The organism is Ensifer sesbaniae, assembly GCF_013283665.1.
GTDB lineage: Bacteria > Pseudomonadota > Alphaproteobacteria > Rhizobiales > Rhizobiaceae > Ensifer > Ensifer sesbaniae.
Genome location: NZ_JABEKU010000002.1, coordinates 1,384,991 through 1,406,164, shown reverse-complemented (window position 1 = coordinate 1,406,164; position 21,174 = coordinate 1,384,991). Strand labels below are relative to the sequence as shown.

Sequence of the window (21,174 nt, the reverse complement as noted above, 5' to 3'; positions counted from 1 at the left end):
GGACGAGACCATTCTATAGAGCGGCATTTTAGCCAAGCCTGATGTCGGTTCGTCACCCGGATCCGCCAGGGTTCATGAGGCCCAGGTAGATTCAGAAAGATTGAAGTGCAGGGATTTATAGGGTTTTCATAACAGCGCCCTCGATCGCGACCCCAGAGTTCACGTATTTCCAAAGTGCTACCAACAGTTTGCGTGCCAGCGCAACGATGGTCGTTTTCTTCATGCGCCCGCCATTACGTTCAACGCGCGCCCTGAACCATTTTGCCAGTGCCGAACCCGGCTGGTGCCGCAACCATAGCCAGGATAGCTGGATCAACGTCGACCGCAGTCCCGGATTGCCCGCCTTCGACACTCCTTGTTCCCGATTGACCGAGCCACTTTGCCAAGGCGTTGGCGCAAGACCGGCATAGGCGGCCACCTGACGACGGTTATCAAAATGCCGGAACAGTCCCTCCGACCAGAGGAGGTTTGCAAACTCTGCGCCAATCCCTTTGATCCCGAGCAGCATCGTGACAGGCGATGGTTTCGTGCTATCCGTGGTCTGCGCGGCGATAAGCGCATCGCGCTCATCTTCGATGGTTCGGATCTGACTGACGACCAGTTCTAACCGGTCCAGTTCCCGGCTGATCTGTGCCTTCATGTGCCGCGGCAGTATCTGTCCATCTCCCGTTCGCAACTCTTCGAGTTGCTGGCGCCGGTTTTTATGAAGGGGTTCGTAATCGGCAATACCCTGCGAGAACAACAGGCCCTTGATGCGGTTGACGTGCGCGACACGCTCAACCATCAACGCTTTGCGCTCTCGGCCGATCCGTCGTCGGTCTTCATCCTCGTGAGCGACACCCCGCACCATTGAACACACACGGGGCTCACCTCTCTTGAACGCCAACAAAACCCGCAGCAGCGCCTCGCCATCGACGCGATCGGTCTTCACCCGCCGCCGTTTGCGTGGTGTCGCGATCGACGCCGCATCCACGATATGGCTCTCGATGCCTTCTTTCACGAGCACCCGGTGGATCCAGAAGCCATCAAGACCCGCCTCCTGGATCGTGATGATCGGCCAGTCCTGCCCTGTCCTGGCGCGGCTCCTTTCCTGCAGCTTCGAGAACAGATCGAACAGCTTGCCAGTGTTGCCGGCTGCAATGGCATATTTCGACATCCTCTCGCCGCTCCCCGGCAACAACGTTGTGATCAGCCAGGTTGAACGAGAGAGTTCCATCGAGACAAAAATGGCGGCCAGATTGGTCTGGATAGCGGCGGCGGATTTTTGGGTTCTGAACATGGGACCTCAGAATGAACGGTTGCTGGTACGACCACTCATTCTGCAAAAACGCTGGCCGTCATCCAACCCATGGGATCTATAGGTGACGGCGCTGGCCTTGGCTCCATCGACGGTGTCGCTGAACAACCACGATTTTCGGCCGGTGGCAAAAATTCTAATGTGAGCGTCCGGTGAGCGGATTTTGCTGAACGAGCCAGTTAGGCGATGTTCTGGCATTAGAACCAGCATTAGTGCTGACACTAATTCCAGATCTGAGAGGTTGGCATGGCCCGCATGGAGATCATTTCCGGCGTCGAGCGTAGGCGGCGATGGTCGAAAGAAACTAAGCTGAAGATATTGGCGGAAGCTGACCAGCGCCCGTTACAGAAGATCGCATAGTGTATCGTCAGGAACTACGATTGCGTGCGATCTGCGTACCCGCGCGCAATAATGATCGACGGGATGCACCATCATCTCGCGAACTCCAGTGGCAAGTTCGGTGTTCCTCGCTAGCATTTCAGGGGTGCGGTCGAGTATCGTGTGAGTGGGAACTAGTCGACGACCGACGCTACCGCGTTCTCTACGATCGAATGGCATCGAGGACGGTTTGGATCAGTCGGCCGGACGGCACGCTGCGAGGTCTGAGCAGGCCGATTTCGCGGCATGGTGCATTGCGCAGCGGCAGCCGGGCAACGCGCAGGTTGTCGAACAGGGATGAACGCCAGTCGGGCATCAGAGATACGCCCAGCCCCGCTTCAACCATCACCGATATGGCTTCGAGCGAGTCGAGTTCCAGCCATTCCCGCGGAAGAACCCGCTGGGATTGAAGATAGGTATCCGCGAGCCGGCCACCCCAATTGCTTCTGTCGTATCGAATGAACGGTTGCTCGCGAAGCAAGTGGTCGGCGGGGACGTTCGCGAGGTCGCGCGGCGCCAGAAGGACGAACGGCTCCGATCGGATCAGTTCCCAGTGTAAGGTCTTCGGTATGGGGAAAGGCGGTTTGACGAGGATTGCCGCGTCAATCTTTTCCTCGAGCAGGCTGTTATAGAGTTCTGCCGACGTTCCCGGCAGCAGGAAGATGTCGACGCCCGGTGTCTTGTCGAACACGCTTCGCAAAGCGTTCGGAAGCAGGCCCGTCAGTGCCGTCGAGATGGCGCCAAGCCGCAACTCTCCGAATGCCTGGCCGTCGTGCGCCAGCCCTTTCAACTGCCTGACTTCCGATAGAACACGTAGGCTCTTCTCCAGGATCGCAACCCCGGCTTCCGTTGGCTTCACTCGCCGACCTGATCGCGCGAGAAGGGGCAGCCCGATCTCGTCTTCCAGCGCCTGGATACGTTGTGCGATTGCGGCCGGCGTCACGCCCAGGCGGCGCGACGCCTCGGCCAGAGAACCGTGTTGGACGACGGTCAGGAAGGTTTCGAGAAAGCGGGTTTCCATCGTTAGTTTTACTATCGTCTGAAGGAAGAAAAAGGAAGGTTTTTCTTGCGTTTTCGCCTTGTCATAGTGGCCGAAAGCGAAGGAGGAAAAGTTGGATCTTCAGTTGAACAGCAAGACGGCGCTTGTCTTCGGCGCCGGCGGCGGGCTTGGTGGCGCAATCGCAAGGTCGCTTGCGGCGGAGGGCGTTTCCGTCATCGTCGCCGACATCCACGGAGAAAGCGCCAAAGCGACCGCGGATGCAATCACAGGAGCAGGCGGCAAGGCCATTCCGCTGGCTTGGGATATCAGCGACCTGTCCCTGATTGGCCAGAAGCTCGATGCCATCAAGAGCGCGTTCGGCCCGGTCGATATCCTGATCAACAACACCGGCGGGCCGCCGCCGACGCCGGCCGCAGGACAGTCGCCTGACGATTGGTCGAAATACTTTGATCTCATGGTTCGCTCGGTGATCGCGGTCACCGATGCGGTGCTTCCCGGTATGCGCGAGCGCGAATGGGGGCGCATTATTACCTCCACGTCTTCCGGCGTCGTCGCGCCGATTGCAAATCTCGGGATATCGAACAGCCTGCGCCTGGCGTTGGTGGGCTGGTCAAAAACCTTGGCGCGCGAGGTCGGGCGCGACGGTATCACTGCAAACATCGTGCTGCCCGGGCGTATTGCCACGGGGCGCATCGTGTTTCTGGACGAGCAGAAGGCGAAGCGCGAGAACCGACCGGTCGCCGATGTCACGGCTGAAAGCACCGGGTCGATCCCGGTCGGCCGCTACGGTGATCCGAAGGAATACGGCGACACCGTCACGTTCCTTGCGAGCCCCCGCGCTTCCTATATCACCGGCTCCGTCATCCGCGTCGATGGCGGTCTGATCAACAGCATCTGATTTAGGTGAGGTTTCTCATGTCACTTGAACCCCATGTCGTTGAAATCCTGAAGGGCGTGTCCACCGCGACGGTCACGACGGTTCTCCTGAAAAAAGGGCTTCGCAACGTCTGGATGCGCGGCACGAAGCCTCTTAGACCCGGCCAGGGACGGGTTGTCGGCATGGCATTCACGCTGCGCTTCATCCCTGCTCGCGAGGACCTTGCCACGCCGGCGAGCTGGGCCTCGCCGATCTCCACCCGGGCGGCGATCGAAGCGATGCCGGAAGGGTGCGTCGCCGTCGCCGATGCGATGGGCGTCAGTGATGCCGGTATCTTCGGCGACATCCTGTGTGCCCGAATGGCGAAACGCAAAGTCGCCGGCCTCGTCACCGACGGCGCCATGCGTGACGGCGAGGGCGTGCTGGCGAGCGGGATGAAGGTGTGGTGCAATGGCATCGCAGCACCGCCTTCCGTCGCGAGTCTGACCTTCGTCGGGTGGCAGGAGCCGATCAACTGCGGCGGCGTTGCCGTTCTTCCTGATGACATCGTCGTGGTCGACGACGACGGAGCGGTCCTCATCCCGTCGGCATTCCTCGAACAGGTGCTCGCCGAGGCGCCCGAACAGGAGCGCATGGAGGCCTGGATCATGAACGAAGTGGACCGGGGCGTGCCGCTTCCCGGTCTTTACCCGATGAATGCAGAAACGAAGGCCCGATATGAGGCCTGGAAGGACAGCCAGAAATGACGTTCAGTACGCAGTCCAAGGGCGTCTACGCCATCGCAACCACGCCATTTCACGACGATGGTTCGATCGATTTCAATTCGATCGACAAACTCACGGACTTTTATGAGGAGAGCGGCTGCACCGGCGTCACGATCCTCGGGATCATGGGCGAGGCCCCGAAGCTCGAGCCGGAGGAAAGCCGTGCCATCGTTAAGCGCGTGGTCTCCCGATCAAAGATCCCGGTGATTGTCGGGGTCTCCGCTCCAGGGTTCGCCAGCATGCGCTCGTTGGCACGTGTCTCGATGCAGATGGGTGCTGCCGGAGTAATGATCGCTCCGCCCCCCGCATTGCGTACCGATGACCAGATCGTCAACTATTTCGCCGGTGCGGTGGAAGCCGTCGGCGAAGACGTGCCGTGGGTTCTGCAGGATTATCCGCTGACCCTCACGGTCGTCATGACGCCTGGCGTGATCGCGAAGATCATCACCAATCATCCGTCCTGCCTGATGCTGAAGCACGAGGACTGGCCCGGTCTTGAGAAAATATCGAAGTTGCGCGCCATGCAGAAGGCGGGCGAACTTCGCGAATTTTCCATCCTGTGCGGCAACGGCGGCCTGTTCCTCGACTTCGAGCCGGAGCGTGGTGCCGATGGTGCCATGACCGGCTATGGCTTTCCGGACATGCTCACCGAACTGATGGAGCTTTCTGCGGCCGGGAAGAGGGATGAAGCGCACGATCTCTTCGACGCGCACCTGCCGTTGATCCGTTACGAGCAGCAGTTCGGGATTGGCCTTGCCATTCGCAAGCACGTTCTGAAGCGTCGCGGCGTTATCGCCACCGACGCGCAACGCAAGCCAGCCCAGATGCTGACGCCGACAGCGCGGTCGGAAGTGGACTATCTGCTTGCCCGTCTCGCGAAGCACGACAAGCGAGCTGCTTTCTAGGCTTCTTCTCCCTGGGGCCCCCGTCTCTGGTCTGGAGCGGCGGACGGGTTTGCAAGGTCGTCCCCGTTCTGCGACTTGTCATTGCGGTCTGTGCTCGCGCTGCGCGCCTGATACTCTGACCTTGCCGATTGTCGATACACCTGTTGCAGAACGAGGTTTGACGATGCAGGGCCAGGAAACTTTCCTTGAAAGAACGTTGCGTGTCGGTGTGATCGTTGTGATCGCGATCCTGCTTGCGGTGATCCAGTACGTAGTGTCTTCGCGAGGCCTCTATCCCGTTCTCTGAGAGAAAATCTCGACCTCCTGAGTTGGCGGCCTGGGCAACTATCCTTGCGGACCTGATCTGTATATCGAAACAGCCCCGCCGCCCAACACCGAGATGGATGTTGGACGCCGGGGCTTGCCTCACATTTAAGCGAGCGTATAGGCCGTCTTGACGGTGGTGTAGAACTCGGCGGCGTAGCGTCCCTGCTCGCGCGAGCCGTAGGACGATCCCTTGCGGCCGCCGAAGGGCACGTGGAAGTCGACGCCGGCGGTCGGCAGGTTGACCATCACCATGCCGGCTTCGGCGTTGCGCTTGAAATGGGTCGCATGCTTGAGGCTGGTGGTGGCGATGCCGGAGGACAGGCCGAAGGGCGTGTCGTTGGCAACGGCGAGCGCTTCGTCGTAATCCCTGACGCGGATGACGGCGGCGACCGGCCCAAAGATCTCTTCCCGGCTGATCCGCATCGCGTTCGTCGCCTCGGTGAACAGCGCCGGCTGCAAATAGAAGCCGGGCGTGTCGCGCTTCAGAAGCTCGCCGCCGAAGGCCAGCTTCGCGCCTTCCTGCTTGCCGATGGCGATGTAGTCGGTGTCCTGGTTGAGCTGGCTCTCGTCGACCACCGGGCCGATATGGGTGCCGGCCTTCAACGCATCGTCGATCGTCAGCCCCTTCATCCGTTCGCCCATCGCCGCCACGAAACGATCGTGAATGCCTTCGGTGACGATGATGCGCGAGGACGCGGTGCAGCGCTGGCCGGTGGAGAAGAAGGCGGAATTGACCGCCGCCTCGACCGCCACCGACAGATCGGCGTCGTCGAGCACGACGAAGGGGTTCTTGCCGCCCATCTCCAGCTGGTACTTGCGATTGTGCTCGACGGAGGCGGCAGCGACCCGCTTGCCGGTGCCGACCGAGCCGGTGAAGGTGATGGCGCTGATATCGGGGCTGTCGAGCATCGCCTGGCCGACGACCGAGCCCTTGCCCATGACGAGGTTCAAGACCCCCTTCGGCAGGCCGGCGCGATGGAGGATGTCGACGATCGCCCAGGAACTGCCGGGCACCAACTCGGCCGGCTTGAAGACGACGGTGTTGCCGTAGCAGAGCGCCGGGGCGATCTTCCAGGCGGGAATGGCGATCGGGAAGTTCCAGGGCGTGATGATGCCGACGACGCCGACCGGCTCGCGGGTGATCTCGACGCCGATATTGGGCCGGGCGGACGGCAGGACTTCGCCTGCCAGGCGCAGGCACTCGCCGGCGAAGAAGTCGAAGATCTGGCCGGCGCGCACGGTCTCGCCGATGCCTTCGACCAGCGTCTTGCCTTCCTCGCGCGACAGAAGCTTTCCGAGCTCGTCCTTGCGGGCGAGGATCTCGTCGGCGGTCTTCCTCAGGATCGCATGGCGCTCGAGGATGCCGGAGCGCGACCAGGCGGGAAACGCCGCCTTGGCCGCCGCGATCGCTGCCCGCGCATCGTCGGCCGAGGCGCGGGCATATTCGCCCACCACGTCATTGGTGTTCGACGGGTTGATGCTGCGGAACGCTTCGCTACCGGCGATCCACTCCCCATCGATCAGGTTTTTCTGCACCATATCTATCCTCCGCGGCGCTCAGACTTTGACTATGTCTTCGCTTATCGGACGCAGTCGAGCTCGCACAAAGAACAATCTTTAGACCTCACCATTGCCAAAACGGCAAACCCCGGCACGCCTCGTGGGTGTTGCCATATCGGCAACGCGAACCGCTAAAAATTGTGCTTTATGAGATGCCAAATTCCATCATCATCGATCCCATAACAAGCAAGGGGAACGATATGTCTCGTTTTATGATGAACCGCCGAGGTTTCCTTTCGAATGCAGCCGCCGTGGGCGCGATCGCTGCGACCCATAGCCTTATCAATGTTTCGCCCGGCCTGGCTGGCGATTCCACGACGATTCGGATGCAGCTCGGTTGGCTGCCTTCCAACGGGCTTCTCGGAGAACTCGTTGCCCGCAAGAAGGGCTATTACGCCGAGAAGGGCATCGAGCTCGAAATCGTGCCTGGCGGACCGAATGTCGATGGCGTGGCGGGCGTTGCCGTCGGCCAGTCGACCATCGGTCAGATCTCATCCAGCCCGTCGGTGATGCTCGCCCGTTCGGCCGGCGCGCCGATCAAGGCATTCGCGGCCGGCTACCAGAAACATCCCTTCGCCTATTTCTCCCGCAAGGCAAACCCGATCGCCAAGCCGCAGGACATGATCGGTAAGACGATCGCCGCGATCCCGACTTCGGTCATTCTGCTGCGGGCGCTTCTTGCCAAGAACGGGATATCGGAAGACCAGGTCAAGATCGTCAACATGGGCTCGGACATGAACCAGCTCGTAACCGGCCAGGCCGATGCGGTCTGTGGCTGGCTGACGAACGTCAACGCCCTGAAGGTGCTGGGCGACGACCGGGTTGATCTGACCCTCTGGGATGGCGGCATCCGCCTTTATGCCAACGTCTACTATACCACCGACGACCAGTTGCAAAATCACGCGGACCAGCTTGCGGCGTTCGTATCCGGCTCGGCTCGCGGATGGGGCTATGCGCGCGATCATCACGAAGAGGCCGTCGATATCCTGCTCGAATCCTATCCGAACCTAGACAAGGCGAGCGAACTCGAAGCGATCGGGCCGCTGATGAAGTTCGTATTCAACGAAACCACAGCGACCGAGGGCTGGGGTGGCATGGACCGGGCAAACTGGGAAGAGCAGATCAAGACCTATGCGGACCTCGGCCAGTTCACCGGCTTCGTCCCGAATGCGAACGACGTCTACACGATGGCGATCCTGGATGCGACAGCCGACGTCCGCAAGAGCGTAGGATAAGTCAATGCTGGAAACGCTGAATAGATCCGGCCAGGATTCGGTCGGTAACTCCGCAGTGTCGGTGAAGAACCTTCATATTCGCTTCGGCGCAGATGATTCCGGCTTCACCGCGCTCTCCGACGTTTCGGTCGAGATCCCGGCCGGCTCGCTTGTGACCATGCTTGGTCCGTCCGGCTGCGGTAAGTCCACCTTGTTGCGAACTGTCGCGGATCTCGTCCACATCACCGACGGTTCGGTGTCGGTGCATGGCCAGACGCCACGCAAGGCGCGCGAGGGACGCGACTTCGCCTTCGTCTTCCAGGAAGCGACGCTGCTGCCGTGGCGCAATGTGATCGACAACGTGCGTCTCCCCCTGCTGGTGGGGAAACGCGAGGCGGGCGCGACATATGCCGATCCGGAAGAGCTTCTGGCGCTCGTGGGGCTCAAGGGACGCGAGAAGTCGATGCCGCACGAATTGTCGGGCGGCCAGCGTCAGCGCGTGGCGATCGCCCGGGCGCTGGTGACCCGCCCCCGCATCCTGCTGATGGACGAGCCCTTCGGCGCGCTCGACGAGATCACCCGCGACAAGCTGAACGAAGAACTGCTGCGCCTGTGGCAGGAAACCGGGACGACGATCCTCTTCGTCACCCATTCGATCCCCGAGGCGGTCTTTCTCGGTCAACACGTGCTGATGCTCGCCGCCCATCCCGGCCGCGTCAAAGAGTTCATGAAGGTCGACTTGCCCTATCCGCGATCCCTGGCGATGCGCGACACGGTCGAGTTCATCCAGGTGACCGCCCACCTGCGCAAACTTTTGGGAGAATGCTGATGGCGAATGCCCTTCCTTCACAGGCGGAAGGCCGCGCCTTGACCGACGGCAACCGCTTCCGAATGCTCGATACGGCTGCCGGCGCGGTCCTGCGGCATCTACCGGCAACACTCGCGATCCTTGGCTGCATCCTCTTGTGGCAACTGGTTGTCTGGGGCTTTTCCGTACCGACATTTATGGCGCCGGGGCCGGTCGACGTTATCAAGGCTTTTGGCGAAAATGCCGGCGTCTTGTGGACGAACTTCTGGCCGACGCTCATGGAAGCCGTTCTCGGCTTCATCTTCGGCAATGTCATTGCCGTCCTTCTGGCGGTCTGGTTCGTGTATAGCCCGCTCGCGGAGCGAGCCTTCTATCCGATCGCCGTCATCATCAAGTCGATCCCGATCATCGCGCTTGCGCCGATCCTGGTGCTCCTCGTCGGTAACGGCATCGCGCCGAAGATCATCATCGCCGGCCTGATCTGCTTCTTCCCGACGCTGGTCAACATGGTGCAGGGACTGAAGTCGGCGAGCCCCGCAATGCTCGATCTGATGCGGATTCTGTCTGCCAGCAATTCCGAGATCTTCTGGAAGGTTCGCCTGCCGGGCTCGCTGCCTTTCCTGTTCGCCGCGCTCAAGATTGCGGCAACCAGCAGCGTGATGGGCGCAATCGTCGCCGAATGGATCGGCTCCAGCTACGGTCTCGGTGCGCTCATCATCGAGGCGACCTACAATTTCCGCTCGCCGCTGCTCTATGCGACGGTGGTGATTGCGGCCTCGCTTGCCGTGGTTCTCTTCTTCGCCGTCTCCTACGCGGAATCGAAGATCGTCCGCTGGAAACCGACGACGGACCACTGATCCCAAACGCCTTTGCTGCCGGACCTGGATATCCGGGTCCGGTCAACCGACGAAGTCACTGGCTGTGAGCTCCCTCACATTTCGCCGGACACTTTCCCTATGGAGGAAACGATTATGGAAACCATCAGAGAACGCCTGCGCAATGCCCGGATCGTCGACCGCTCGGACGTGGTCGTCGTCGGCGGCGGACCGGCCGGGATCTCCGCCGCGGTTTCGGCAGCCCGCACCGGGGCCAGCGTCACGTTGCTCGAACGCTATCCCTATGTCGGCGGGCTTGCCGCAGGCGGCATGGTTCTGGTGCTCGACGACATGGTCAACGGCGTCGAGATCACCGTGCGCGGCATCTGCATGGAAATGATCGAGCGGATGAAGACGCTCGGTCTCTGCGTCACGCCGACGGACGGCGACCGCCAGCTCGACATTCGCGACACGCCGGAAGCCTGGCGTCGTTGGGCGCGCTGGGGCCTGTTCGACTTCCACACGCCGTCTGCACCGCATCCGATCTGCTATGCTGCGGCCTTTGATCCGGACGCTTTCAAGCACGTCTCCTACGACATCCTTCGCGAATCCGGCGTGAAGCTCAGGACGCACAGCTGGTTCTCCTCGGCGATCGTCGAGAACGGCACGATCAAGGGTGTGGTTTGCCAGACGAAATCCGGCCGCGAGGCCATCATGGGCGACGTCGTCATCGACGCCTCGGGCGACCTCGACGTTGCGGCCGATGCCGGCGCCCAGCATACGGACGGCAATTTCATTCTGACGACGGTTTCTCGCTGGGGCGGCATCGACACTGAAGCCGCCGAGCGCTTTGAATTCGAGGAACCCGAAAAGTTCAAGGCAATCGATCACGAGGCCAAGCGCCTGATCGGTGGCTGCTGGTCGTTCTGGTGGTTGAAGACCCCGCTGCCGGGCGTCATCTGGCTCAACTGCCCGCACATGCCGAAGCTCTCCGGCCTCCGTGTCGAAGACTTAACCTATGCGGAACTCGAGGGCCGTGGCCGCATTGCCCGCCTGCTCGACTTCGCCCGCGCCAACCTGCCGGGCTTCGAAAATGCCCATGTGATCGACTTTGCGCCGCAGACGGGCGTGCGCCAGTCGCGACTGCTCCAGGGCGAATATGTCGTCACGAAGGACGACGTGATGAACCGCCAGCACTTCACCGACACGGTGTGCCGTGGCCGCGACTACTACACGCCCTATAGGGCCATGCTGCCCAAGGAGGTCGATCAGTTGATCGTCGCAGGCCGGCATTATTCCGCGACCATCCAGGCGCAGAAGTCGAGCCGCGAGATCCCGCCATGCATGGCGATGGGCGAGGCGGCCGGTGTTGCCGCCACCGTCGCGCTCAATGCCGGCGTCAAGGTGCGAGACGCCGATGTCAAGGCGATCCAGAAGCAGCTGCGGGCGCAGGGCGCCGATCCCGGCGACGTACCATCCGAAAATGCAACCTATTTGGAGGCCGCAGAATGACGTCTCTTCCTCTCGACGGTATCCGCGTCGTCGACTTCACCCAGGTCATGCTTGGCCCGTGCTGCACGCAGATGCTGGCCGACTACGGCGCCGAGGTCATCAAGGTCGAAAAGGCCAAGATAGGCGACCTCTCGCGCTGGTCGCTGGGCTCGGATCCGGATGGCCTCAACAATCCGGTGTTCTCGTCGCTCAACCGCAACAAGAAGAGTCTGGCGCTCGACCTCAAGCAGGAGGAGGCGCGAGCCGCCGTCCGCGCGTTGATCGACACGGCCGACGTGGTCGTCAACAATTTCCGTCCTGACGTCATGGAGCGCATGGGCTTCGGCTATGATGAGCTGAAGCGGACAAACCCACGGCTGATCTACGCTGTCGGCACAGGCTTCGGCCTTGAGGGTCCCTACCGGCACAAGGGCGGGCAGGACATCCTGGCGCAGGCGCTTTCCGGCGTCATGCGGCGCAAGTCCGATGCCAGCCATCCGCTGTCGATCTATGCGACGCCGCTTGCCGACTACTCGGCCGGCATGCACCTGGTGCAGGGCATTCTGCTGGCATTGCTGCATCGCGAGAAGACCGGGCACGGCCAGCAGGTGGCGGTCAGTCTCTACAGCTCGATGCTCGCGATGCAGATGCAGGAGGGCACGACACATATGATGCGGGAGAAAGACCTGAACTGGGGCGCTTTCCCGCTGACGGGCGTGTTCGAAACCACCGACGGCGCCATCGTCATGGTCGGGGCTTTCAAGCAGAACCCGCTGCGCGACATCTGCACTGCGCTCGAGATCGAGGACCTGTCCCCCCAACCGCAATTTGCCGACTTCGACGCGCAGATGCAGCGCCGCCCGGAATTGCAGCAAATCTTCCGCGAGGCGTTCGCAAAGAACAGCAGCGCCCATTGGCTCGGCCGCTTGGAACAGGTGGATATTCTCTGCGCACCGGTACGCTCGCTTTCCGAAGCACTCGACGACGAACAGACGACGATCAACGGCATGATCCTGGACGCGGGAGAGACGAAGGCCGGTCCGATCCGGCTGGTTGGTTCGCCTATCGACATGTCGGCGGCGACCGTGACGGTTCGCATCGCGCCGCCGAAGCTCGGCGAGCACAATGACGAGATCCTCGCGGGGCTTTCGGTTCGTCAGGGAGATGCGGCATGAGCGTCACCTTCGTCGTAGAGGATCGCGTCGCGAGCGTCACCCTCAACCGTCCGGAGCGGATGAACGCCGTGGACGTGGCTACCGAACGCGAACTGGAGGCGGTCTGGGAAGAGATCGAAGCGCGCGACGACATCAGTTGCGTCGTCTTGACGGGCGCCGGCCAACGGGCGTTCTGCGCCGGGGCGGATCTGAAGGGGGCTGAAAAGACCGGCCTTGATTACTGGACCGAAAGCCGGCCGAACGGCTTTGGAGGACTGGCCTTTCGCCGCTCTCTGGATGTTCCCGTCATCGCGAGGGTCAATGGCTATGCGCTCGGTGGTGGGTTCGAGATGGTTCTCGGCTGCGATATCGTCATAGCTTCGACGGAGGCGGCCTTCGGCCTCCCCGAGGCTCGCGTCGGGCGCCTGCCGCTCGATGGCGGTATGGTGCTTCTCCAGCGCAGGATCCCGCACAACCTTGCCATGGGTGTGCTGTTGACCGGTCGGCGGTTCTCCGCAGCCGAGATGCACGCCTTCGGTATTGTCAACGAACTTGCCGAACCGGGCGAGCTCGATTCTGCCGTCTCCCGCTGGGTGAAGGAAATCGTCGCCTGTGCGCCGCTCTCGCTGCGCGCCATCAAGCAGACGGTCAATCGCACTGGGCATCTGTCTCCGGCGGAGGCCCAGGGATTGCGTACGCCTGCGCTCGTGAGAGCGCTGAACAGCGAGGATGCCCTGGAAGGCGTCCGCGCCTTTCAGGAGAAGCGTGCGCCCGTTTGGAGGGGACGGTGAGCGTGTTATAGGTCGGGGCCTAGGGGAGGAGGGGTCCAATCGAATGCACGCCAGTATCCTGAAATACTTCGTCTCGGTCGCGCGGTCCGGGTCCATCCGCAAGGCCTCCGAGGAGCTTCACGTCGCATCCTCGGCGGTCAGCCGGCAGATCAAGAAACTGGAGGATGAGCTCGGGATCGCGCTTTTCGAGCGGCTCTCGAACGGCCTGAGGTTGACCGTCGCCGGGGAAAACGTGCTGCGCCACGCCCGGGTGACGCTCGAGAATTTCGAACTGCTGCGCAGCGACCTCGGCGCCCTGCAGGGGAAGAAGACCGGTCGCGTGCAGATGTCCTGTCTCGACAGCCTGGCCATCCAGTTCCTGCCGGACATGGTCAACGCGTTCCACCGCATCCATCCCGGCGTGAGTTTTCACATCCACACCGCCGGTCACGGCAACATCAGCAGCCTGGTCGCCGAAGGCGATGTCGACATGGGTCTGACCTTCGATCTGGCCCGGCCTGATGATACCGAGATGCTCTTTCGCGTGCCGATGCCGCTGATGGCCTTCGTCGGACGGGACCACCCGCTGGCCAAGCTGCGGGAGGTGTCGCTCGCCGAATGCGCCCAATACGACCTTCTTCTGCAACTGGATACACAACCGATCCGCTCGCTGATCGAGATCGAGCTTTCGGTCTTCGAACGGACTGGCCGGCCCTTTGTGCTCTCGAACAGCCAGATGATGCTTAAACCTTTCATCCTGTCCGGTCAGGGCGTGGCTTTCTTCACGCCGATCGGTTTCCTCGCCGAGATCAGATCGGGCGATCTCGTCGCCATACCGCTTTCCGGCTCGCGCCTTCAGAACCTGCATGTCGGGATTCTGGTGCAGCGACGCCGGCAGCGCACGCACGCGGCTGAGGCCGTCATCGAATTCGTTGGCGCGGAACTGCAGAGGTTCAGCGACCAGATCATGGAGTCGATCCATCCGTGAATACAGCATCCGTTCCCGGGCGACTTCTCTTGCGACCGGGCCACGAGGCCGCAGGGCGCGCGCAAAATCTGTTGGATCATTTGCCTGGGGGCGCCTCATGGACGACGATCCCGGCCGGTGCTCTGCTTATGCCGCCGCCCGTCAACGCCCATGACCATGGTTATGGCATCCGCACGCTCGATTTTGGCAACGCGGACGATGCCCTGGAAGTGTGGATCCCGGGACTTCGGCTTCGACCGCGAACCGAGCCCTATCTGGAAGCGCTGGTGGCCTTCTCAAGACTGGCGCAAAGGGGCGTCGGCGCCACCATGCATTGCCACAATTCTCTCAATGTCGACCGCCTCGTCGACGAGGCCGGCGCCGTGATGCGTGCGGCGCGCGACGTGGGCATAAGGCTTGCGATTTCCTGTCCGCTTCTCGACCATGATCCGTGGGCCTATGACGGCGGGCCTGAGCGATTGCGACCGTACCTCGCTCCGGCAGACTGGGACGAACTGAGTGTCTCGATACCCAGATATGCGCCACCCTCGGTGCAGATTACGGCGGCCGACGCCGTCGCTGCAGCCAATACCAGCCCATTGATCGATGTCCAGTATGGGCCGATCGGGCCGCAATGGTGCTCCAATGTACTGCTCGAAGCGATCGCCGAGGCCTCTCAGGCAACGGACCGGCGCATTCACATGCATCTCCTCGAAAGCCCCAGGCAGAGGCAGTGGCTGGATCGGCGCTTTCCGCAAGGGGTCGTCCGGTTTCTCGACGAGATCGGCTTCCTCTCGCCCCGCCTCGCCGTTGCCCATGGCGTCCAACTGCGGCCGGATGAGCTGGAGCTGCTGGCAGCAAGGGGCGTGCAGCTCGTGTCGAACCCGTCGGCGAACTTGCGGCTGCGTTCAGGCGTGGCACCGGTCGCCGCCATGCCGGCAAACGGTCCTCTCTTCGCTTTCGGTCTCGACGGGACAGGATTTGACGACGACCAGGATCTCTGGCGCGAATTGCGGCTCGCCCATCTGCTCCATGGCGGCCGCGGCTTGTCGCGGACCTTTACGGCAGGACGCGTTTTCGATGCCGCGATCCATGTCGGTGCCAAGGTTGTGAACGCGCCGGCGAACGAAGACTTGGTGCTCGTGGATTACGCTGCGCTGATTGCCGACAGCTTGATTGACGATCTGGATGAAGCGGAGGTTCTGCTCACCCGGATGACCGCCGCGCATGCGAAGGCGCTTTATGTAGCGGGACAGGAGGTCATGTGCGATGGGCGGCTGACCCGGGTTGATTTCGAGGCTGCCCGGGCCGAACTGCTGCAGCAGGCGCGTGCGGACCTTTCGCGGCTGACCGCCGAGCGCGGGCGCGTGACCAAACTGGCCGCCGCGACACGGGCCTATTATTCCGACTGGTGAGTGAGGGCAGCAAGCAAGTCGACGTATCCGTCGCATGCGAGCCGCCACTTGAAGGTTCGGTCTCTCAGTTTGGCGATCGGTTCGGAGTTGGCCGAACGCGAGCTGCCCTTCGCAGATCAGCACCTGCTACGCGATCACTGCCGCCTTCTCGAAGGCCGCAACGAACGGATGGTCCAGCTCCGTGGAGCACTCCTTGCTCCAGCCGCCTGGCGAGCCCAGCCCGGTGACGTCGGATCCGAAGAACTCCTTGTTCACAGCGATGAAATGGCGTTGTCCGTGCGATATCTCCTGATCCCAGACGATGGCATCGACGGGACAGATCGAGAGACAGAGGCCGCAATTGATGCACTCGTCCGGGTGGATGTAGAAGGTGCGCCCACCCTCGTAGATGCAGTCCACAGGGCAGGCGGCGGTACATTCGCCATCCTTCACGTCGATGCAGGGTTCGGTAATGACATAGGCCATCTTGCGGATCTCTGGAGGGTTGCTTGCACGGCCAATTATTCAGAGTTTCCCTTGCCGAAGAAGCACAGATATTCGCAAGGTCGATTGCCAAAAAGGCAACGTCCAATGCTTTTTCGATCTTGCTTGCTGCGGTCACGTCGCAAAATTCTGCGGTGACGCAAACCTTGAATGAGCCGGATCGCCCGGACCTACGCGCGCTGTGCGGACAGGAATCGCGCAAGCGGCTTTGTTCGCCTGTCCGGCTCAGGGCTGCCGGAGGATGCCCCTCAGGATCGTCTCGGTGATCGTGGTCGCCGCCTTTTCATAGGAGACCGGTAACGTCTCTGGGGTCAGGCGGCACGCAGGAGCGGTGGCTTGGGTTTGAATATCGAAGGCATGTTCGCTTCTGGCTGTCGGAACGGTGTCCTCAAACGATCGCGCAGTTCGCCGTTCAGTGCGGCCGTCCGGACCTCCATGAGCATGTGCGCGCCGTGGTGCGACCATCGCATCTGCTGTTTCGAGCGCGTTGGATGCGGACGACCTCGCTGCAGTCGAAACATCCACGATGGATCCTGGACTTGACCATCTCAATGCCGAATTGACGAAGGACAAGAATGCTGCCGACTGAGCCAAAGGTCGGCTGGGTCTTCCGGTATTCCTATCTTTGGCACTGGCAGCATTTGGAGGGACGAGAAGAGGGTGACAAGGATCGCCCGGCGCTCGTTCTTGCCATCGTTGCCACCTTGGAAGATGGAACGCCGGTGGTCCGCGTCCTTCCGATCACGCATACGCCGCCCTCCGATCCAGCCGAGGCAGTCGAGATCCCGCCGGCGACAAAACGTCGTTTGGGACTGGATGACGAACGCTCCTGGATTGTCTTGACGGAAAGCAACCGCTTTGCCTGGCCAGGGCCGGACGTCCGGCCGCTCGACACGGATAGCGGCTACCACGGCCCGTTGCCTCCGGCCCTGTTTGAAGAGGTGAAGCGTCGCTTTGTCGGGCTGGCGCGCAGCCAGAGACATCAGGCGACCCCGCTCCTAAACGCGATTTGTTCCGGCGATCTCTGCAAAATGGCGCATCGCATGGCGTTCCGGAAAAGACGGGAACCCATCCCTGCATCATGCGGTTCGCCAGCATCTTGCGCCGGGATATTGATGCCGTAGAAAATGCATCGAACTCCCGTGAAGCAACGGTCAAGCCGAAGGGCGGATCAACCCTGTACAAAGGCTTGTTGCGCGTATGTTTACGCTCTGGGCCAAAATGATCGCACAATGTATCAACTGCAACTGGAGACTGGCTGTGGGCCAGACGCAAAAAAATGGCCAGCGTAATCAAATAGGCTTCTTCGCCCTTGAAACAAGGCGAGCGCGACCTAAGGTTGCCAAACGCTTGAGAAATTGCCAGTGGCGCGACGCAACGCCAGATCCAGGCGGCGAGCCGAAGAGCGCAAGGACACATTGTTCCGTCAGAGAACAGCAAACCACCCTTGAGGCATTTCGAAGCTTAGCCCCGGTCGAGCCGCGCGACCTCGTCGGCTTGTGGAAAGGGCGCGGCATAGCGGCGGGGCATCCGTTCGACGGCGTGCTCGAAAATCTCGGCTGGTTCGGCAAGCGATTTACGCCCGATATGCGCGCGGACGCGCTTCTGTTTCGCGCAAGTGAGCGGCGCGTGGTCGCCGTCGATCCAAAGTGGATACCGCTCAGCCTGGCGCTTCGCTTCCATACGCTCGGCCGGACGCACGCCGCGCGAAACTTGTTCTGCTATCTTCAGCGCCGGCTGCAGGCGCGGGGGCCGGTCGCTTCCCTGAAGACCATGATATTCGTCGGTGTCGAGAGTGCGGCCATGGTCTACGACCACCAGCCGATCGTCGATCATTTCCGCCGGATCGACGAGCACCGAGTCACGGGTGCGATGACAGTCGCCGGCGACGAGCGGGTCTATTTCTTCGAACTCGAGCGCGTCAACGAATCTTGAAATCTGGATGGTGAAATATCATCTGTCGGCCATCACCCGTTTCGATGCCGCTTTGCCGAGCAGCTTGGCTGCCGCGACGGTCGTCCGGGTCGGACAGGGCGCTCCCCGCAACGGGTTGAGCGCCCTGTCTTTTTTCAGCAGGCCGGTTTGGTCCAAGGCGAGGCGGATTTGCCGGCGCCGCCTTGCAGGCCAATAACGTGCGTCTCCGCCGCCGTGCAGAATGGCGCTTGAACGGCTGGTCTTCGCCGGTACGAGCTTAAAGCGACCGGATTTATGCCGGCTCCTATTTCTTCGGAAACAGGAAGGTGACGGCTAAGCGTACGCCGAAGCCGTCGGAGCGACGGGGCTGGAATGTCATCGGCCCAGCGGTAACGGTGGACGAAGCGCTGGCGCTGTTGGAAGAACAACTGCCATCTGTCACTATTCTCGACGTGACACTGAAGGACGGTATAGTGACCCCGGTTGGCAGAGGCACTTCGGGCAAGCAATATGTACCCTTTGTCATAGCCAGTGCGTATAAGACACCCGCGGAGGTCGGCGGATACGTCCTGGCGGGGGGCTCCCAATGTTGGTAAGCCCACAGACGCGCGCGATCTGCTCAGCGCTCTCGAACAGGTCGGTTAACCATGGGTCCTGCCCAGTTAACTTTATGGCCCACCCGTTTGAAGGCGGCCGACTCACAGTTTCGGCCATGCAGGAGGCGCGGCCTAGGGAAAGACCCCTCGCGCGGGTGGGCAAGGGGCCCAACAGCCGCGCCGTCGGTCATCTGCTGGTACCGGAGGCGCGAACCCCTACGGAGAGGAGAGAGTATATCGCCGTCAGATGAAGGAATGCTTGTCGCCTCGCGCGCAACGGGACAGAAAGAGTTGCTGTGGTCAGATTGGCCGCTATGGTGACGAGCCTTGTTACGACGCATCCACTCATTGCAGCGGAACTTCTTCGGTGTGAACCGGGCCGGCAAGGGCGGCTACGTCCGTTCCTGCACGGTAAGGACGGTTTCGGGCTCGACCTCTCCAACACGCATCGACGCCATGTTGGCGCAGTCGACTCTGAAACATCATTGACCTCTATGCGTTTTATGACGAGACCGGCCAATAGAGGTTTCAAATGTCCATCCATATGAGAGATATCGACGAGGCGGTGCTCGGATTGTTCCAGTGGCACCATGCCGAGGACGAGCCCGAGTTGAATGACGATCAGCGTTTGCTTATTGAGGCTTATCGTTCTGGTCAGGTGCCTGAGGCGGCCTGGCGGGAGCACCTAGAGCACGACCCGCAGCTTGCACGATATTGGCGCGCGAATCCGCGGGACTAGTCATCTACCCGGATTGCGTTCGTAACAGGTTGCCGGCTAATTTGCGGCGTCTGCGAATTCGAACGCTCAGACAGAAGGCTCCAGATCATCCTCGTGGGATACTGGGGCCTTTTTCGACCTCAGATCGCCTCGCTCACGACTTGGGCTACAATCGACACCAACAAGGCCGCCAGTGCGACGGCCGTTCCAAATCGAATGATCTTCATCCGGCGCCCTGATTGATTTTTGTTATCTGACCAGACGAATGGCACCGGGGTTGTTGATGGTGTTGTTCGCGAGCGTCGCCTTGCAATCCAGCTTGAAGCTGCTGTTGCCGATCATGGTGATCTCCTGCGCGACGATGCGCACGCATTCGCCGCCGGTGGAGCCACTGCCGGCATACTGGATCTCGCGTGATGCCGGCATGTAGATGATGCCCGCAAGCGACGAGGCGCTGTTGCCGTTGATCGTCGCGGTCGCCGTATTGTTCCGGGCGGCGACGATCGCGAAACCTGCCCAGTCCCCCGTCAGGGATGGCGTGATGATGAAGGTCGAGCCGCCGTGAATGTCGAGTTGGGCGCCGTTCATCAGGAAGAACGTGACCCCCTCACCCGTGAAGCAGAAACTCCTCTTTGCCGAAGTCCTTCGCGGCACGCGGTTCGGCAACGCCTTCTCGGAATTCGGCTCCAAGCGCGCCGTCGATTTCGAGACCAAATTCGTCGATGCAGGCGATCATGTCATCGTCAACGGTCGGAAGTTCTATTCGTCCGGAGCCCTCCTTGCTCATCTGGTGCCGATCGTCGCACTCGACGATGAGGGACGCGCCTGGTACGCGATTGCCGAACGTGATGCCCCGGGTCTGACTGTCGTTGATGACTGGTCTTCCTTCGGCCAGCGCACGACACTTTCCGGCACGGTCATTCTCGACAACGTCAAGGTGCCGAAGTCGCACCTCGTTCCAGGGTACAAGGGCTATGAAGTTCCGACGGCCGACGGTGCAATCTTTCAGATCATCCAGGTGGCGGTGGATACCGGCATTGCCCAGGCCGCGATCGATGAGACAGTCTCGTTCGTCCGAACCAAGAGCCGCGCCTGGGTGGACAGCGGTCTCGAAAACGCCTGGGATGATCCCTACACCATCCAGGCGATCGGGGATCTGACGCTGAGGCTTCCACGCGGCGCAGGCACTGCTTGAAAAAGCCGGATATGCGATCGACCGTGCGGTGGCAAACCCGACGATCGAGACGGTGGCGCAATCCCAGATCACGACTGCGGAAGCCAAGATCCTCTCGACGGAAATCGCTATCGCTGCCACCAACAAGCTTTTCGAACTGGCCGGTACGCGCTCGACGCTGGCCGAGCACAATCTTGACCGACATTGGCGCAATGCCCGGACGCACACGCTCCATGACCCGGTGCGCTGGAAATACGCCATTCTTGGCAAGTACTTCCTGAACGGGGAGAACCCGCCCCTTCACGCCTGGAGTTGAACGCAAAGGCTGGAGCGCGCCCCATCGGACGCACTCCAGCTTCACGCCTGCCGCGCTGGCATGAGCGTTCTTTTCTACAAATTGCTCAGGAAAGAGTGGCGGATTTCTTTAATCCACAAAGTTTATAGATTATTGAGCCAAATTGGAGGATCCACATGTCCACACTTCGGCTTGTAAGTCTCACAGGCAGTTTCAATCGCCCATCCAGAGATGTTGGGCCGTCGTTATTAGCCTGCATGCAGGTGCGCGCGG

Annotated in this window: 17 protein-coding genes and 3 pseudogenes; 15 read left to right on the top strand and 5 right to left on the bottom strand. The window is 61.3% G+C overall.

Annotated elements, in window-relative coordinates; genetic code table 11:
• Positions 1–115 precede the first annotated feature (115 nt).
• Positions 116–1,279, bottom strand: coding sequence for an IS110 family RNA-guided transposase (locus tag BHMPCIPO_RS24325; protein ID WP_173519332.1), 1,164 nt, complete (start codon positions 1,277–1,279; stop codon positions 116–118).
• Between the two features lie 559 nt (positions 1,280–1,838).
• The gene (locus BHMPCIPO_RS24320; protein ID WP_173519331.1) at positions 1,839–2,696 is read right to left on the bottom strand and encodes a LysR family transcriptional regulator; all 858 of its coding nucleotides are present in this window, start codon (positions 2,694–2,696) and stop codon (positions 1,839–1,841) included.
• Between the two features lie 91 nt (positions 2,697–2,787).
• On the opposite strand from BHMPCIPO_RS24320, the gene BHMPCIPO_RS24315 reads away from it, so the two are divergent.
• Genes BHMPCIPO_RS24315 through BHMPCIPO_RS24305 form a run of 3 tightly spaced genes read left to right on the top strand, consistent with a single transcriptional unit; the run spans position 2,788 to position 5,221 of the window.
• Positions 2,788–3,573, top strand: coding sequence for an SDR family oxidoreductase (locus BHMPCIPO_RS24315; protein ID WP_173519330.1), 786 nt, complete (start codon positions 2,788–2,790; stop codon positions 3,571–3,573).
• 17 nt (positions 3,574–3,590) lie between these two features.
• The gene (locus tag BHMPCIPO_RS24310) at positions 3,591–4,298 is read left to right on the top strand and encodes a ribonuclease activity regulator RraA (protein WP_173519329.1); all 708 of its coding nucleotides are present in this window, start codon (positions 3,591–3,593) and stop codon (positions 4,296–4,298) included.
• Positions 4,295–5,221 carry a dihydrodipicolinate synthase family protein gene (locus BHMPCIPO_RS24305; protein ID WP_173519328.1) on the top strand — a complete coding sequence of 309 codons (927 nt, stop codon included), beginning with the start codon at positions 4,295–4,297 and terminating at the stop codon, positions 5,219–5,221. Before BHMPCIPO_RS24310 ends, BHMPCIPO_RS24305 begins: the two co-directional genes overlap by 4 nt.
• Positions 5,222–5,632: 411 nt before the next feature.
• Here BHMPCIPO_RS24305 and BHMPCIPO_RS24300 read toward each other — a convergent pair whose 3' ends face one another.
• Positions 5,633–7,066: an aldehyde dehydrogenase family protein gene (locus BHMPCIPO_RS24300; protein WP_173519327.1), complete on the bottom strand. Its 1,434-nt coding sequence runs from the start codon at positions 7,064–7,066 to the stop codon at positions 5,633–5,635.
• 221 nt (positions 7,067–7,287) lie between these two features.
• Between BHMPCIPO_RS24300 and BHMPCIPO_RS24295 the strand changes: the two genes are divergently transcribed.
• The 8 genes from BHMPCIPO_RS24295 to BHMPCIPO_RS24260 all read left to right on the top strand — a co-directional run bounded on the left by BHMPCIPO_RS24295 (position 7,288) and on the right by BHMPCIPO_RS24260 (position 15,721).
• Positions 7,288–8,322 carry an ABC transporter substrate-binding protein gene (locus BHMPCIPO_RS24295; protein ID WP_173519326.1) on the top strand — a complete coding sequence of 345 codons (1,035 nt, stop codon included), beginning with the start codon at positions 7,288–7,290 and terminating at the stop codon, positions 8,320–8,322.
• Between the two features lie 4 nt (positions 8,323–8,326).
• Entirely contained in the window at positions 8,327–9,130 is an 804-nt protein-coding gene (locus BHMPCIPO_RS24290; RefSeq protein WP_173519325.1) for an ABC transporter ATP-binding protein, read from the top strand.
• A gap of 62 nt (positions 9,131–9,192) precedes the next feature.
• Positions 9,193–9,966, top strand: a complete 774-nt coding sequence (locus BHMPCIPO_RS24285) for an ABC transporter permease (protein WP_376741718.1) — start codon at positions 9,193–9,195, stop codon at positions 9,964–9,966.
• Positions 9,967–10,080: 114 nt separating this feature from the next.
• Positions 10,081–11,436 carry an FAD-dependent oxidoreductase gene (locus tag BHMPCIPO_RS24280; protein WP_246304545.1) on the top strand — a complete coding sequence of 452 codons (1,356 nt, stop codon included), beginning with the start codon at positions 10,081–10,083 and terminating at the stop codon, positions 11,434–11,436.
• Complete coding sequence (locus BHMPCIPO_RS24275; RefSeq protein ID WP_173519322.1) at positions 11,433–12,590, top strand: CaiB/BaiF CoA transferase family protein; 1,158 nt, start codon at positions 11,433–11,435, stop codon at positions 12,588–12,590. Before BHMPCIPO_RS24280 ends, BHMPCIPO_RS24275 begins: the two co-directional genes overlap by 4 nt.
• The gene (locus BHMPCIPO_RS24270; protein WP_173519321.1) at positions 12,587–13,360 is read left to right on the top strand and encodes an enoyl-CoA hydratase-related protein; all 774 of its coding nucleotides are present in this window, start codon (positions 12,587–12,589) and stop codon (positions 13,358–13,360) included. The genes BHMPCIPO_RS24275 and BHMPCIPO_RS24270 overlap by 4 nt, the downstream gene beginning before the upstream one ends.
• Positions 13,361–13,403: 43 nt before the next feature.
• Complete coding sequence (locus BHMPCIPO_RS24265; RefSeq protein WP_173519320.1) at positions 13,404–14,327, top strand: LysR family transcriptional regulator; 924 nt, start codon at positions 13,404–13,406, stop codon at positions 14,325–14,327.
• Positions 14,328–14,455: 128 nt separating this feature from the next.
• On the top strand, positions 14,456–15,721 hold the full coding sequence (locus BHMPCIPO_RS24260; RefSeq protein ID WP_173519319.1) for an amidohydrolase family protein: 1,266 nt from the start codon (positions 14,456–14,458) through the stop codon (positions 15,719–15,721).
• Positions 15,722–15,847: 126 nt separating this feature from the next.
• On the opposite strand, the gene fdxA is transcribed toward BHMPCIPO_RS24260, so the two are convergent.
• Positions 15,848–16,186, bottom strand: coding sequence for a ferredoxin (gene fdxA, locus BHMPCIPO_RS24255; protein ID WP_173519318.1), 339 nt, complete (start codon positions 16,184–16,186; stop codon positions 15,848–15,850).
• 593 nt (positions 16,187–16,779) lie between these two features.
• Here fdxA and BHMPCIPO_RS24250 point away from each other — a divergent pair.
• From BHMPCIPO_RS24250 to BHMPCIPO_RS24240, 3 genes and pseudogenes are all read left to right on the top strand, one after another.
• A pseudogene (locus tag BHMPCIPO_RS24250) lies at positions 16,780–17,196 on the top strand (plasmid maintenance toxin (PemK-like)); the annotation flags it as partial.
• Positions 17,197–17,554: 358 nt separating this feature from the next.
• On the top strand, positions 17,555–18,139 hold the full coding sequence (locus tag BHMPCIPO_RS24245) for a DUF4334 domain-containing protein (RefSeq protein WP_173520169.1): 585 nt from the start codon (positions 17,555–17,557) through the stop codon (positions 18,137–18,139).
• A 1,107-nt stretch (positions 18,140–19,246) separates the two neighbouring features.
• Positions 19,247–19,453 carry a hypothetical protein gene (locus tag BHMPCIPO_RS24240; protein WP_173519317.1) on the top strand — a complete coding sequence of 69 codons (207 nt, stop codon included), beginning with the start codon at positions 19,247–19,249 and terminating at the stop codon, positions 19,451–19,453.
• A 228-nt stretch (positions 19,454–19,681) separates the two neighbouring features.
• Here BHMPCIPO_RS24240 and BHMPCIPO_RS24235 read toward each other — a convergent pair.
• A pseudogene (locus tag BHMPCIPO_RS24235) lies at positions 19,682–20,047 on the bottom strand (pilus assembly protein); the annotation flags it as partial.
• Position 20,048: 1 nt separating this feature from the next.
• Between BHMPCIPO_RS24235 and BHMPCIPO_RS24230 the strand changes: the two are divergent.
• Positions 20,049–20,922: pseudogene (locus BHMPCIPO_RS24230) on the top strand (SfnB family sulfur acquisition oxidoreductase); the annotation flags it as partial.
• Positions 20,923–21,174: the final 252 nt, after the last annotated feature.